This is a genomic window from Streptomyces sp. Ag109_O5-10 (genome assembly GCF_900105755.1).
In the GTDB taxonomy this organism is placed as follows: Bacteria; Actinomycetota; Actinomycetes; order Streptomycetales; family Streptomycetaceae; genus Streptomyces.
Genome location: NZ_FNTQ01000001.1, coordinates 480,964 through 495,188 on the forward strand (window position 1 = coordinate 480,964; position 14,225 = coordinate 495,188).

Sequence of the window (14,225 nt, forward strand, 5' to 3'; positions counted from 1 at the left end):
GAACCCTAGCCGCCTACTGCGCGAGCCAGGCCGCGTGCCCCATGACGACCACCGGATGCCGTGCCGGATCGAGGGTGCGCAGCAACTGCTTCATGTGCGCCTTGGCGACACTGACGCAGGCGTGCGTGGGGCCGCCGTGGTCGACGTGCAGCCAGACGCCGCCGCCCCGCCCTGCACCCATCGGCCGGGTCCAGTCGAGCGGTGAAGTGCCCGGCTCGCGGTTGTAGTTGATGGCGATCACGTAGTCGAAGGAACCGTCCAGCGGCTCGCCCTCGAACCCGGTGCCGGGCGAGGTGAAGCCGTAGGAGTGGTGGTACGGCAGCCTGCTCCCCGGGTCGCCGAGCAGGCCCCCGGCGTCGGTGAGCCCGTACACGCCGACGGGCGAGCGCAGGTCCCCGGCCATGTGGTGCTCGCTCCAGCCGTCCCTGCCGTTGTGCGCGGGCCAGGCGGCACCGGGCTGCCAGACGTCGTCGTCCCGTTCGTACAGGACGACGGTGGAGAGCGGGGAGTCCTTGCCGCGCCCGGAGGCGACCACTACCTGCTCCGCCCGCCCGGGTATCGCGGCCGTGGTCCTCGGCCCGAGCCCGGATATGCCGTTCGGCCGCGGGCTGTTGCTCTCGGGTGTGGGGGAAGCCGTCCCCGGCGCCGGCCGGTCGTCCCGCGACCGGCTCGGCGCGGCCTCGGCGCCACCCTCGCACCCGGAGAGCAGGAGGGGGGAGGCGGAGAGGAGGGCGACAGCTGTTCTGCGATGGATCATGAGACCGACCTTGGCCGACGAATGTGAGAAACTCGTCAGCTTTCAGTGCCCCGTCAGGGGCGGTGGGAACTCCGCGACGAGCTCCCACCGGCCGTCATCCGAACGCCCGCTACGGCTTGCCCTTCTGGTACAGCCACGTCTGGAACAGGGAACCGAGGTCCTTGCCCGCCTCCGCCTCGGCGAGCTTCACGAACTCCGCAGTGGTCCCGTGCCCGTACCGGTGCTCCGCGGCCCACGCCCGCAGAATCCGGAAGAACACCGGGTCCCCGACCGTCTTGCGCAGCTCGTGCAGAGCCATCGCGCCCCGCGCGTACACCGGCTCGCCGAAGATGTTCTTCCCGCTCCCCGGATCCCCCGGCGGATACGCCCACAGCTCGTCGCTCGCCGGCTTCGTGTACAGCGCGTCGAAACTCTTCTGCGCGCTGTCGCCCCCGTGCTGCTCGCTGTACAGCCACTCGGCGTACGTGGCGAAGCCCTCGTTGAGCCAGATGTCCTTCCAGGCGGTGAGGGAGACGGAGTCGCCGAACCACTGGTGGGCGTTCTCGTGCACGAGCGTGCTCAGGTCCGGCGCCGAGTCGTAGACCGGCCGGCCCTGCGTCTCCAGCGCGTACCCGACGTCCGGCGCGTGGTCGACTATGGACCCGGCGGACCGGAACGGGTACGGCCCGAAGAGCTTGCTCTCCCACTCGAGGACCGACGGCAGCTTCTTCAGCACGGCCGCCGACGCGCTCGCCTCACGCGGGTCGACCGCGTTGTACACCTTGATCCCGTCCCGGGTGGTGTACTGCTGGACCTTGAACTTGCCGACGGTGGCGGTGGCCAGGTACGCGGCCATCGGCTCGGTCTGCCGCCACCGGAAGGTCGTACGGCCGCCGGAGGTGTGCTGTCCGAGAAGGACGCCGTTGGCGACGGCGGTGCGCCCCTTGGGGACGGTGATCGTGAAGTCGTACGACGACTTGTCCTTCGGGTGGCTGTTGGCCGGGAACCAGGTCATCGCGCCCTGCGGCTCCCCGGCCACGAACGCGCCGTCGTCGGTGCGGATCCAGCCGTCGGCCGAGCCGTCCGGGTCGGTGACCTGTTTGGGCGTGCCGTTGTACGCCACGGTGACCCGGAAGTCGCGGCCCTTCGCCAGTGCCCGCGCCGGTGTGACGACGAGTTCCTGTCCGCTGCGGCTGAACCGGGCGGTCCGGCCGTCGACGGTCACCCGGGTGACCTTCAGGCCGCTGAGGTCGAGGTCGAAGCGGGTCAGCTTCTCGGTGGCGCGGGCGGTGAGGACCGCACGGCCGTCGAGGTGCCGGGAGGAGGTGTCGTAGCGGAGCGTCAGGTCGTAGTGGCTGACGTGGTAGCCGCCGTTGCCGCTGAGCGGGAAATAGGGGTCGCCCGCGCCCGCCGTGCCGACCGTGCTCGCCGAGGCCGTTCCGGCGGCGGCGAGCAGCGCCGCGACGGCGACCGGGACGGTGCCGAGGACGGCTTCGCGGCGGAGGACTGCGGTACGTCTGCTTGCGCCCTGCACATGGACTCCTTGGGGGTGGCCGATGATCAATGGCCCACAGACTAGGCGCGCGGGGGTCCGCGTTTCCCCCTCATTCTGGTCAAGCTGCGCCGCGTCGGCAGCCCGTGGGCCGGGGCCGCTGTTTACGCTCACGGCACCGTCAGCGAGCCGAAGGGTGCATCGACCGTGAGCGTGCGCGTGCGCAGGATCTATGAATCGCCCGAGCCGGCGGACGGGGTGCGCGTCCTGGTGGACCGGCTCTGGCCGCGCGGGCTGTCCAAGGAGGTCGCGCACGTGGACGAGTGGCCCAAGGGGCTGACACCGTCGGACGAACTGCGCCGCTGGTTCCACGCGGGCGGTTCGTACGAGGAGTTCGTGCGCCGTTACGAGGCGGAGCTGGCCGCTCCCGAGGCCGCCGAACTCCTCGACGGCCTGCGGAAGTCGGTGCGCGAGGGGCCGGTGACCCTGCTCACCGCCTCCAAGACCCCGGCCGAGAGCCACGTCGCCGTGCTGGCGCGGCTCCTGGCCGACTGAGCCGGTGCCGCGTCCGCTGCGGTTCGGCAGCGCCCCGAAGGGGCGCGGGTCCGTGTCCGTGTGCGGCTCCGCCGCGGGTGCGCGACCAGCCACGACGGCGCCGCGGACGGAAGCCGGCGGACGGCACCCCACGGCACTTCCGGCGCACCACTCACCCGGTCTGCTTCGCCGCCGCGCGTCCCGCCGCCCGCCCCGAGAACAGGCAGCCGCCGAGGAACGTACCCTCCAGCGCGTTGTAGCCGTGCACGCCGCCGCCGCCGAAGCCCGCCACCTCGCCGGCCGCGTAGAGCCCGCCGATCGGCTGCCCGTCGGCGCCGAGGGCGCGGGAGTCCAGGTCGGTCTGGATGCCGCCGAGGGTCTTGCGGGTGAGGACGTGCAGCTTGACGCCGATCAGCGGTCCGGCGGCCGGGTCGAGGATGCGGTGCGGGGTGGCGACCCGGCCCAGGCGGTCGCCGATGTAGCGGCGGGCGTTGTGGATGCCCTGGACCTGGGAGTCCTTGCTGTAGGAGTTGCCGATCTGCAGATCGCGGGCGACGATCTGGCGGCGCACCTCCGCCGCGTCCAGGAGCGCCTTGTCGGTGAGCCCGTTCATCTTCTCGACCAGCTGCTCCAGGGAGGTCGCGGTGACGAAGTCCGCCCCGTGGTCGAGGAAGGCCTGGACCGGGCCGGGCGCGCCCTTGCCGAGCAGCCGGTCGCGCAGCACGGCCTTGCGGTCCTTGGCGGTGATGTCCGGGTTCTGCTCGGAGCCGGAGAGCGCGAACTCCTTCTCGACGATCTTGCGGGTGAGGACGAACCAGGAGTGGTCGTACCCGGCGATGTCCTCGGTGGTGCGCAGGTGCCGGAGGGTGCTGAGGGTGTCGTAGCCCGGCAGGCAGGGGTCGGGCAGGCGGCGGCCGAGGGCGTCGAGCCAGACCGAGGACGGGCCGGGCAGGATGCGGATGCCGTGACCGGGCCAGATGGAGTTCCAGTTCTGGATGCCCTCGGTGTAGTGCCACATGCGGTCGCGGTTGACCAGGCGGACGCCGGCCTCGGCACTGATGTCGAGCATGCGGCCGTCCACGTAGGCGGGGACGCCGGTGACCATCTCGGCGGGGGGCGTGCCGAGGCGTTCGGGCCAGTAGCGGCGGACGATGTCGTGGTTGGCGCCGATGCCGCCGGTGGTGACGACGACGGCCTGGGCGGTCAGTTCGAAGTCGCCGACGCGGTCGCGGTTGGAGGCGACGCCGCGGGGTGAGTCGTCGGGGGCGAGGACGGTGCCGCGGACGCCGCGCGCCTCGCCGTCCGCGATGACGAGTTCGTCGACCTGGTGGCGGTGGTGGAAGGTGAGCAGTCCGTCGCGGGCGGCCTGCCTGGCGTACCGGACGAAGGGCTCGACCACGCCGGTGCCGGTGCCCCAGGCCACGTGGAAGCGGGGGACGGAATTACCGTGGCCGTCGGCACGCAGGTCGCCGCGCTCGGCCCAGCCGACGGTCGGCAGCAGGGAGATGCCGTGGCTCTGCAGCCAGGGCCGCTTCTCCCCCGCCGCGAACTCCACGTAGGCCCGGGCCCAGCGCACCGCCCAGGAGTCCTCGTCGTCCTCGCGGTCGAACTGGGCGCTGCCCCGCCAGTCGTTCCAGGCCAGGTCGAGGGAGTCCTTGATGCCGAGGCGGCGCTGTTCGGGAGAGTCGATGAGGAAGAGCCCGCCGAAGGACCAGAACGCCTGGCCGCCGAGGTTGGCGGCGTTCTCCTGGTCGACCAGGGCGACGCGCCTGCCCCTGCTGGTGAGTTCGTGCGCCGCGACCAGGCCGGCCAGGCCGGCTCCGACGACGATGACGTCCGCGTCCATGGCGTCGCCCCTTCTTATCCGAATCGGGTGCTGCCGTCGGTCAGCAGCGCGGTGAGCAGTTGTCTGAGCCAGGCACGGGCCCGGTCCACGTCCTTGTCGAGCAGCAGCTGGGTGGTGACCCCGTCGTACGCGGCGACCACGGCGTGCGCGGCGCCCTGGACGCCGCCGAGGACGGCGGGGAGCGGGGCGTGGCCGCGGGCCCGGAAGAGCCGGTCGGCGACGGCCTGCCGTAGCCGCGCACGGTGGTCGAGGAGGGCCCCGGCGACGGCCGGGTCCCGGGCCGCGTGCACCAGGAAGTCGGTCTTGACCAGCAGCCAGTCCACGTCGAGGAGGAGCACGTCGGTGACCCGGTCCACGGAGGCCGGTACGTCCAGGTCGGGTCCGTCGCCGGCCAGCGCGTCGGCGACCTGCTGGGCAATGAGGTCGGCGCGCTCCCGGTAGAGGGCGAAGAACAGCTCGTCGAGGGTGGCGAAGTTGGAGTAGAAGGCGCCCCGGCTGAACCCGGCGGCCTCGCAGACCTCCTCGATGGAGACCCGCCCGAAGCCCTTCGCCGCGAACACGGTGAACGCGGCGTCGAGCAGCCGGGCGCGGGTCTGCACCCGCCGCCGGGTCACGCGCCGGTGCGCGCCGCCGTCCACCGTCATGGGCCGACCTCCGTTCGATACACGAATGTATCGAATACATCGGTGTATCGAAAGAGGCCGACCGCACATCCGCGCCGCGAACCCGCCGGAGATCAAATAGGAACAGGTTTTCGATTACGGAGTACGCTTGGCTCATGGCCACGCACCTCCAGGGCTCCCTGTTCGACCAGACCGACGAACTGCGGCTCGGCACCCTCGACGGCATCGGCCGGACCGTGCTCGGTTCCGGCGCCTGGATCGACGTGCTGCCCGGCTGGCTGAGCGGCGCCGACGCCCTGTTCGAAGAGCTGGCGGCGGACGTCCCCTGGCACGCCGAGCGACGGCAGATGTACGACAACGTCGTGGACGTACCGCGCCTGCTCTCCTTCTACGGCGCCGGCGACCCGCTACCCCACCCCGTCCTCACCGAGGCCCGCGAGGCGCTCACCCAGCACTACGGCGATGAGCTGGGCGAGCCGTTCGCCACGGCCGGGCTCTGCTACTACCGCGACGGCCGGGACAGCGTGGCCTGGCACGGCGACCGGATCGGCCGGGGCGCGCGGGAGGACACCATGGTCGCGATCCTCTCCGTGGGCGCGCCCCGCGATCTCCTGCTGCGGCCACGGCGCGGCGGCCCCTCGGTCCGGCGCCCGCTCGGCCACGGCGACCTGATCGTGATGGGCGGCTCCTGCCAGCGGACCTGGGAGCACTGCGTACCGAAGACGGCCCGGGCCGCCGGACCGCGGATCAGCATCCAGTTCCGGCCACAGGGCGTGCGGTGACCAGGGCCTCGGCCACGGGCCGCCCGCCGCATGTGGTTGGCTGTCCTCCGTTTCGATCGGCACGAACGGGCAAGCCGGAGTGATCATGCGGGCAGAGGTACACGAAGTCGGCAAGGGCGCCTATCTGGTGCACGGCCAGCACACCAACTGGGTGATCCTCAAGGACGGGGACGCCGTCACGCTGGTGGACACCGGCTACCCCGGGGACCGGCAGGGACTGCTCGACTCCCTCGCGGAGGTGGGCAGTTCACCGGAAGCGGTCGCGGCCGTGCTGATCACGCACGCGCACAACGACCACCTCGGCTCGGCCGAGTACCTGCGCGACACCCACGGCACGCCGGTCTATCTCCACGAGGCCGAAGTCCCGCACGCCCGGCGGGACTTCCTCCAGCAGGTGTCGGTGGGCGAAGTGGTGAAGAACGCCTGGCGGCCGGGTGTGGTGCCGTGGCTGGTGCACGTGCTGCGGGTCGGCGGCACCGAGCAGCACCCGGTCAAGGCGCCCGCGGCGTTCCCGGTCGCCGACGGCCCCCTCGACCTGCCGGGCCGCCCGGTCCCGGTGCACACCCCCGGCCACACCGACGGGCACACCGTCTACCACCTGCCCGAGGCCGGTCTGGTGATCTCCGGGGACGCCCTGGTCAGTGGCCACCGCACCTCGCGGATCCAGGGCCCGCAGCTGCTGCCCGACATGTTCCACCACGAGCGGGCCCGGGCCGTCGCCTCACTGGACCTGATCGGCGCCCTCGACGGCGACGCGCTGCTGCCTGGACACGGCCCGCTGCACCGCGGCTCGGTGCGGGCGGCCGCCGACCGGGCCCGGGAGCTGGCCTCGTGACGCACCGGCCTTAAGACACCGTTTCCTTTGGTGCTGCTGGGTCGTTGGGTGATTTGTGACAGACCTGGTTGAGCGGCTGGTTCCGGATGACTTGTGGGTGCTGTTCCGGCGAGTGGTGCCACCCATGGAGATCAAGCGTCCGCAGGGCGGTGGACGGCGTCGGGCGGGTGACCGCGAAACGCTGGCCGCCATCATCTTCGTAGCCAATTCAGGCTGTACGTGGCGGCAACTGCCGCCGGTCTTCGGCCCTGCATGGCCTACCGTCTACCGTCGCTTTGCCCAATGGAGTCGGGGGCGCGTCTGGGCCCGACTGCATCGCGTCCTCCTCGACGAGCTCGGTGCCCGAGGCGACCTGGACTGGTCGCGGTGCGCGATCGACTCCGTCAGCCTGAGGGCGTCAAAAGGGGGCTACTGACTGGACCGAATCCGACCGACCGTGGCAAGAGCGGATCGAAAATCCACCTGATCACCGACCGCAACGGCCTGCCCCTGTCGCTGGGCATCTCCGCCGCCAACACCCACGACAGCCTTGGACTCAAGCCGCTCGTGTGTGGCATCCCGCCGATTCGCTCCCGGCGCGGACCACGTCGACGACGGCCGGCGAAACTGCATGCCGACAAGGGATACGACTACGACCACCTGCGCAAATGGCTCCGACAGCGGGGCATTCGTCACCGCATCGCCCGCAAAGGGATTGAGTCCTCACACAGGCTCGGTCGACACCGCTGGGTGGTCGAGCGCACGGTGTCCTGGCTGGCCGGATGCCGCCGCCTACACCGTCGCTACGAGCGCAAGGCCGAGCACTTCCTGGCCTTCGTAGGCATCGCCGCTGCCTTGATCAGCCACCGCAGGCTGGCACGCTCGCCGGCCGCCTAGGCGAGGGCTCTGGCCAGACGGCGATAGCCCAGCTCCTGCGCGCCCAGAACCTGACGAAGCCTATCAAGGCCGCCAGCCTCCAACTCTCGCTGAGCGTCGATCTGACAGGCCCGTTCGTAGGACATCAGGCTGCCGCCAGGGTCAATCTCAAGGCCGATCGAACCCGGCCACAGGGCTGCGGTGCTTCGAGCAAGGGAGTGGATCTCTGGCAAACCGTAATGCTCATCAGGTTGCTCAAGCGCCTGCAAGATTCGCCCCATCAGCATGAAGCCGGCCTGGGTGAATGGTGCGGCACGGTCCACCGAGTAGCTGCTCTGAGCAGCATCCAGGCCGGACCGAGCATGTTGCAGTACATCCTGATCGAGCGTCCGACCTGGTGCGCCCCGCAGACCGGCCCGTAGACCTGCATCGGCAAGGTAGTACGGGTCAGCGAGTCCAGCCCGCTCAGCGAGGATGTACAGGGCCCCTCCGATCCGCAGTCCAGTCGAGCATGCCAGCGCCCGCGCCGACGTGCTGTCCAAGTCTCCGTGCATGATCGGACCAACCTCGCAGACATAGTGGATCAGGGCGGCCCCACCGTACTGCCACCATGAACCCGCACCCTGGCGTGACTACGGCCAAAGGAAACGGTGTCTAAGGTTCGTCCCATGGCCTTGCAGATCAACGCCACCAACCCGGAGCATCCCGCGCTCCTGCTCGAACTCCCCTGGGACGTCCCGCTGGAGGAGTGGCCCGAGGACTACCTCGTGCCACTCCCCCGCGGCATCTCGCGGCACGTGGTGCGCTACGCCCGGGCCGGCAGCGAGGTCATCGCGGTGAAGGAGCTGGCGGAGCGCCCGGCCCTGCGCGAGTACGAGCTGCTGCGCGACCTGGACCGGCTCGCCATCCCCGCGGTAGACCCGCTCGCGGTGATCACCGGCCGCACCGACACGGAAGGCGAGCCGCTGGAGCCGGTCCTGGTCACCCGGCACCTGGGCGGCTCGATGCCGTACCGCTCGATGTTCGAGACGACGATACGCCCGGCCACCATGCACCGCCTCATGAACGCCCTGGCGGTGCTGCTGGTCCGCCTGCACCTGGCCGGGTTCGCCTGGGGCGACTGCTCGCTGTCCAACACCCTGTTCCGGCGGGACGCGGGCGCGTACGCGGCATACCTGGTGGACGCCGAGACCGGCGACCTGCACCCGCAGCTGAGCAACGGGCAGCGGGAGTACGACCTCGACCTGGCCCGGGTGAACATCAGCGGGGAGCTGCTCGACCTGGAGGCCTCGGGGGCGCTGCACCCGTCGCTGGACCCGATCGAGTTCGGGTTCGAGATCTGCACCCGGTACGGCGAGCTGTGGGAGGAGCTGACCCGGACCTCGGTGTACCCGGCGGGCAAGTACCACTACATCGAGCGCCGGATCCGGCGGCTCAACGACCTCGGTTTCGACGTCGCGGAGATGCAGATCCAGCACTCCTCCAACGGCGACACGGTCACCTTCGTGCCGAAGGTCGTCGACGCCGGCCACCACCAGCGCCAGCTGCTGCGGCTGACCGGCCTGGACGCCGAGGAGAACCAGGCGCGGCGGCTGCTGAACGACCTGGAGAGCTGGATGGCCACCCAGGACGACTACGCCCCCGGCGACCCCCTCGCCGCCCGCCCCGAGGTGCTGGCCCACCGGTGGGTGCGGGACGTCTTCCGCCCCACCGTGCGGGCCGTGCCGCTGGAGCTGCGCGGTTCGATGGACCCGGCGGAGATCTACCACGAGCTGCTGGAACACCGCTGGTACCTGTCCGAGCGGGCGCAGCACGACATAGGCCTGGACAAGGCGGTCGAGGACTACATCGAGAACGTGCTGCCCAAGGCGCGGGAGACGCTGGAGCCGGTCACTCCGGAGTGAGGCCCGCGCCGGGTCACCCGTGCGGTACGACGGCCACCGGGCAGTCGGCGTGGTGCAGCACCCCGTGCGCGACCGAGCCGATGCGAGCGCCGACCGCGCTCTGGTGGGCGCGCCGCCCGACGACCATCAGCTGGGCGCGTCCGGCCACCGAGAGCAGCACCTCCGCGGCGCTGCCCATCTCCACGTGCTCGGCGACCGGCACGTCCGGGAACCGCTCGCGCAGCGGCCGGACCGCCTCGGACAGCGCCTTCCTCTCGTAGGGCTCCATGCCTCCGGACTCGTCCAGCAGTCTCAGCGAGCCGGGGCTGTAGGCGAAGACCGGCGGCAAGGTCCAGGCCCGCACCACCCGGACCGCCGCGCCGCGGGCCGCGGCCGTCCCGAACGCGAACTCCAGCGCGGCCGCGCTGTCCTCCGGGCCGCCCTGCTGGCCCACGACGACCTCCCGCCCGGCTGCCTCGGCGGTGGGCCGGTCGCCGGCGCGCACCAGGACGACCGGGCGTGCGGCCCCGGCGATCACCTGCTGCCCGACGGAGCCCAGCAGGAACCCGACGACCCGGCCGTGCCCGCGCGAACCCAGCGCCAGCAGCTCGGCCCCGGCCGCCGCCTCGACCAGCGCCTCGACCGGGCCGCCCGCCACCACGTCGACGGCCACCCCGAGCTCCGGATACCGCCCGGTGACGGTCCGCACCGACTCGGCGACCGCGTCGGACACCCACCCGAGCTGATCCTCCCGGTCACCGGCGAGTGCCTCGTGCTCCTCGTACCGCCAGGCGTGCACCACCCGCAACGGCAGCCCCCGGCGCACCGCTTCGCGGGCCGCCCAGTCGAGAGCGGCGAGGCTCTCCTCCGTACCGTCGACCCCTGCCGTGATCGGGCGTGTCATGTGCCGGCCTCCTCGTCGGTTCCCGCTTCCGCGTGATCAGTCTTCCGCACTGACGTGTGCCCGCTGGACACCGGCGTACAAGAGCGAAGGCCGGCGATCGAACATACGATGGGCGGGAACCGGTACGGCGGCCGCGCTCCTCGCGGAGGGGTCCGCCGTCCCGTGGAACCAACGGCTCGGGGTGGGAGACGTATGGCACAGGCTGCCGACGCAGCACGGACCGTCATCTTGACCGTGGACGACGACCCGGGGGTCTCCCGTGCCGTCGCCCGGGACCTGCGGCGCCGCTACGGCGCGTCGTACCGCATCGTGCGCGCGGAGTCCGGGGAGTCGGCGCTGGGCGCGCTGCGGGAGCTGAAGCTGCGCGGCGACCTGGTGGCGGTGATCCTGGCCGACTACCGGATGCCGCAGATGAACGGCATCGAGTTCCTGGAACAGGCCCTGGACGTGTACCCGGGCGCGCGACGCGTGCTGCTGACCGCGTACGCGGACACCAACGCGGCGATCGACGCGATCAACGTCGTCGATCTGGACCACTATCTGCTCAAGCCCTGGGATCCCCCGGAGGAGAAGCTCTACCCGGTCCTCGACGACCTGCTGGACGCCTGGCGGGCCAGCGACTACAAGCCGGTGCCGGCCACCAAGGTCGTCGGGCACCGCTGGTCGGCGCGCTCCTCGGACGTGCGGGAGTTCCTGGCCCGCAACCAGGTGCCCTACCGGTGGTACTCGGTGGAGGAGCCGGAGGGGCAGCGGCTGCTGGCCGCGGCGGGCGCCGACGGAACGCGGCTGCCCCTGGTGATCACGCCGGAGGGCACGCCGCTGGTGGAGCCGGAGGCGCCCGAGCTGGCCGCACACGTGGGCCTGGCGACGACCCCGACGGCGGACTTCTACGACCTGGTGGTGATCGGCGGTGGCCCGGCCGGTCTGGGCTCGGCCGTGTACGGGGCGTCGGAGGGGCTGCGGACCGTGCTCGTGGAGCGGTCGGCGACCGGCGGGCAGGCCGGGCAGAGCTCGCGGATCGAGAACTACCTGGGGTTCCCGGACGGCGTGTCGGGCGCCCAGCTCACCGACCGGGCCCGGCGGCAGGCCGCCAAGTTCGGCGCGGAGATCCTGACCGCCCGCGAGGTCACGGGCCTGGAGATCAACGGGGCGGCGCGGGTGGTGCGGTTCGCGGACGGCTCGGCCGTCGCCGCGCACAGCGTGATCCTGGCGACCGGGGTGCAGTACCGGCAACTGGACGCCGAGGGCTGCATCGGCCTGACCGGCTGCGGGGTGTTCTACGGCTCCGCGCTCACCGAGGCGACCTCCTGCCAGGGCCACGACGTCTACATCGTCGGCGGTGCCAACTCGGCCGGCCAGGCGGCGATGTACCTGTCCCGGTTCGCGAAGTCGGTGACCCTGCTGGTCCGGGGTGCCGACCTGTCGGCGTCGATGTCGTACTACCTGATCCAGCAGATCAGCGAGGCCCCCAACATCGCCGTGCGCAGCCACACCGTGGTGGACGCCGCGCACGGCGTCGAGCGGCTGGAACAGCTCACCCTGCGCCATGTGCAGAGCGGGGAACGGGAACAGGTCGACGCCCAGTGGATGTTCGTCTTCATCGGGGCGGCACCGCTCACCGACTGGCTCGGCGACACGGTGCTGCGGGACGAACGCGGGTTCATCCTGGCCGGACCGGACCTGACCGTCGGCGGACGGGCGCCGGCGGGCTGGGAGCTGGACCGGCCGCCGTACCACCTGGAGACCAGCATTCCCGGCGTGTTCGTGGCGGGCGACGCACGCGCCGAGTCCGCCAAGCGCGTCGCGTCCGCCGTCGGAGAAGGAGCCATGGCAGTGATGCTCGTCCACCGGTACCTGGAACAGTCATGAGCGGGCAGCCGACGCCGTGCAGCCCGAAGGAGATCGGCGCGTTGTTCCTGTTCGAGAAGCTGGAGCCGGAACAGCTCGGGCGGCTGTGCGCGGCGGGCCGGGTGGAGCTGTTCCAGCCGGGCCCGGTCTACACCGAGGGTGAGCCGGCCACCTGCTTCTACGTGATGGTCGAGGGCACGGTGGTGCTCTCCCGGCGGGTCGGCGGGGACGACGTCGAGGTGACCCGGACCTCGCAGTCAGGCGTGTACGCGGGCGCCATGCAGGCCTACCTCGGGGACCGGGTGCGGCAGGCCTACAACAACTCGATGCGGGTGACCGAGCCGACCCGGTTCTTCGTGCTGCCGGCCGACACGTTCGCGGACATCATGCGCGAGTGGTTCCCGATGGCCGTACACCTGCTGGAAGGCCTGTTCTTCGGTTCGAAGAACACCCAGGCGGCGATCGGGCAGCGCGAACGGCTGCTGGCACTCGGCTCGTTGTCCGCCGGGCTCACCCACGAGCTCAACAACCCGGCCGCCGCGGCCGTGCGCGCAACGTCCACGCTGCGCGAGCGGGTGGCGAAGATGCGGCACAAGCTCGCTATCATCGCCGGGAGTCCCTTCTCGCGGGAGCAGTTGGCCGGGCTGATCGAGATCCAGGAGCGCACCGCCGAGCGGGTCGCCAAGGCACCGTCGCTCAGTCCGCTGGAGGCCTCGGACCGTGAGGACGCGCTCACCGACTGGCTGGAGGACCACGGCTGCGACAACGCCTGGCAGATAGCGCCGACCTTCGTACAGGCCGGTCTCGACGTCGACTGGCTGGACCAGGTCGCGGTGGCCGTGGACGAGGAGATCCTGCCGAACTCGATCGGCTGGCTCAACTACACCATCGAGACCGAGCTGTTGATGAACGAGATCGAGGACTCGACCACCCGGATCTCGAACCTCGTCGACGCGGCCAAGCAGTACAGCCAGCTGGACCGGGCGCCGTACCGGGTGGTGGACGTGCACGAACTCCTCGACAGCACCCTGCTGATGCTGTCCGCGAAGATCGGGCAGGACATCCGGGTGGTCAAGGAGTACGACCGTACGGTCCCGCCGGTCCCCGCCTACCCCGCCGAACTCAACCAGGTGTGGACCAACCTCATCGACAACGCCGTCTGCGCGATGAAGGACGGCGACGGCGCGGGCGGCGGACACGGCACGCTGACCGTGCGGACCGCGCTCGACCACGAGCAGCTGCTGGTCGAGTTCCGGGACACCGGGACCGGGATCGCGCCGGAGATCAAGAACCGGATCTTCGACCCCTTCTTCACGACCAAGCCCGTCGGGCAGGGCACGGGGCTCGGTCTGGACATCTCCTGGCGGATCGTCGTGAACAAGCACCACGGCAGCATGCGGGTGGAGTCGGAGCCCGGCGACACACGGTTCCAGGTGCTGCTCCCGCTGACCGCCGAGACGCCCGAGGAATCCGAGACACCTGTGGAGGCAGTATGAGTGGCGACACCGCCATAGACCCGGTCGTTCCGCCGAGCGGCGCCGGATGTGTGGAGTGCGACGCAGCCGGGGGCTGGTGGTTCCATCTGCGGCGGTGCGCCCGGTGCGGGCACATCGGGTGCTGCGACGACTCGCCGTCGAAGCACGCCACGGCGCACTTCCACGAGTCCGGGCATCCGGTGATCCGCAGTTACGAGCCGGGCGAGGGCTGGTTCTGGAACTACGAGACGGAGGAACTGTACGAGGCCGGGCCGGAGTTGGCGCCGCCGGTGAGCCATCCCGCGGAGCAGTCCGTGCCGGGGCCCGCGGAGCGGGTGCCGGCGGACTGGGCGCGGGTTCTGCGGGGCTGAGCCGAGGGCCTACGGGGGTGGGGGGTTCTGTGACGATGGCG

The 14,225-nt window shown here is 71.2% G+C and carries 14 protein-coding genes; 8 read left to right on the forward strand and 6 right to left on the reverse strand.

Translation table 11 applies throughout. From position 1 onward, the window contains the following. Window positions 1-13: 13 nt before the first annotated feature. Window positions 14-757: a hypothetical protein gene (locus BLW82_RS02420; protein ID WP_093497233.1), complete on the reverse strand. Its 744-nt coding sequence runs from the start codon at window positions 755-757 to the stop codon at window positions 14-16. Between the two features lie 109 nt (window positions 758-866). Continuing rightward, window positions 867-2,270: a M1 family metallopeptidase gene (locus BLW82_RS02425; RefSeq protein WP_093497234.1), complete on the reverse strand. Its 1,404-nt coding sequence runs from the start codon at window positions 2,268-2,270 to the stop codon at window positions 867-869. Window positions 2,271-2,435: 165 nt separating this feature from the next. Here BLW82_RS02425 and BLW82_RS02430 point away from each other — a divergent pair, with 165 nt between their 5' ends. Then, complete coding sequence (locus BLW82_RS02430) at window positions 2,436-2,783, forward strand: DUF488 domain-containing protein (protein ID WP_093497235.1); 348 nt, start codon at window positions 2,436-2,438, stop codon at window positions 2,781-2,783. Between the two features lie 151 nt (window positions 2,784-2,934). Here the strand turns inward: BLW82_RS02430 and BLW82_RS02435 are convergent, their stop codons facing one another. Next, entirely contained in the window at window positions 2,935-4,608 is a 1,674-nt protein-coding gene (locus BLW82_RS02435; RefSeq protein WP_093497236.1) for an FAD-binding dehydrogenase, read from the reverse strand. A gap of 14 nt (window positions 4,609-4,622) precedes the next feature. Beyond that, window positions 4,623-5,252 (reverse strand): TetR/AcrR family transcriptional regulator, encoded by a 630-nt coding sequence (locus BLW82_RS02440; RefSeq protein ID WP_093497237.1) that lies wholly within the window; start codon window positions 5,250-5,252, stop codon window positions 4,623-4,625. Window positions 5,253-5,386: 134 nt separating this feature from the next. Between BLW82_RS02440 and BLW82_RS02445 the strand changes: the two genes are divergently transcribed. From BLW82_RS02445 to BLW82_RS02455, 3 genes are all read left to right on the forward strand, one after another. Continuing rightward, window positions 5,387-6,013, forward strand: a complete 627-nt coding sequence (locus tag BLW82_RS02445) for an alpha-ketoglutarate-dependent dioxygenase AlkB (RefSeq protein WP_093497238.1) — start codon at window positions 5,387-5,389, stop codon at window positions 6,011-6,013. Window positions 6,014-6,098: 85 nt separating this feature from the next. Beyond that, window positions 6,099-6,848, forward strand: a complete 750-nt coding sequence (locus BLW82_RS02450; protein ID WP_093507806.1) for an MBL fold metallo-hydrolase — start codon at window positions 6,099-6,101, stop codon at window positions 6,846-6,848. A 124-nt stretch (window positions 6,849-6,972) separates the two neighbouring features. Next, a protein-coding gene (locus BLW82_RS02455; RefSeq protein ID WP_371131269.1) for an IS5 family transposase occupies window positions 6,973-7,724 on the forward strand; the annotation gives its coding sequence in 2 pieces (ribosomal slippage) (window positions 6,973-7,261 and window positions 7,261-7,724; 753 coding nt in all). Here BLW82_RS02455 and BLW82_RS43820 read toward each other — a convergent pair. Beyond that, window positions 7,721-8,245 (reverse strand): hypothetical protein, encoded by a 525-nt coding sequence (locus BLW82_RS43820; protein WP_143063620.1) that lies wholly within the window; start codon window positions 8,243-8,245, stop codon window positions 7,721-7,723. The two genes, BLW82_RS02455 and BLW82_RS43820, sit on opposite strands and share 4 nt — an antisense overlap. Window positions 8,246-8,371: 126 nt before the next feature. Between BLW82_RS43820 and BLW82_RS02465 the strand changes: the two genes are divergently transcribed. Next, on the forward strand, window positions 8,372-9,607 hold the full coding sequence (locus tag BLW82_RS02465; RefSeq protein WP_093497239.1) for a DUF4032 domain-containing protein: 1,236 nt from the start codon (window positions 8,372-8,374) through the stop codon (window positions 9,605-9,607). A 13-nt stretch (window positions 9,608-9,620) separates the two neighbouring features. Here BLW82_RS02465 and BLW82_RS02470 read toward each other — a convergent pair whose 3' ends face one another. Continuing rightward, entirely contained in the window at window positions 9,621-10,490 is an 870-nt protein-coding gene (locus BLW82_RS02470) for a universal stress protein (RefSeq protein ID WP_093497240.1), read from the reverse strand. Window positions 10,491-10,682: 192 nt separating this feature from the next. On the opposite strand from BLW82_RS02470, the gene BLW82_RS02475 reads away from it, so the two are divergent. From BLW82_RS02475 to BLW82_RS02485, 3 genes are read left to right on the forward strand one after another with little or no spacing between them, the layout of a single operon-like run. Next, window positions 10,683-12,359, forward strand: a complete 1,677-nt coding sequence (locus BLW82_RS02475; RefSeq protein WP_093497241.1) for an NAD(P)/FAD-dependent oxidoreductase — start codon at window positions 10,683-10,685, stop codon at window positions 12,357-12,359. Beyond that, window positions 12,356-13,834, forward strand: coding sequence for an ATP-binding protein (locus BLW82_RS02480; protein WP_093497242.1), 1,479 nt, complete (start codon window positions 12,356-12,358; stop codon window positions 13,832-13,834). Before BLW82_RS02475 ends, BLW82_RS02480 begins: the two co-directional genes overlap by 4 nt. Continuing rightward, window positions 13,831-14,184 carry a UBP-type zinc finger domain-containing protein gene (locus BLW82_RS02485; RefSeq protein WP_093497243.1) on the forward strand — a complete coding sequence of 118 codons (354 nt, stop codon included), beginning with the start codon at window positions 13,831-13,833 and terminating at the stop codon, window positions 14,182-14,184. The genes BLW82_RS02480 and BLW82_RS02485 overlap by 4 nt, the downstream gene beginning before the upstream one ends. The last annotated feature ends 41 nt before the right edge of the window (window positions 14,185-14,225 follow it).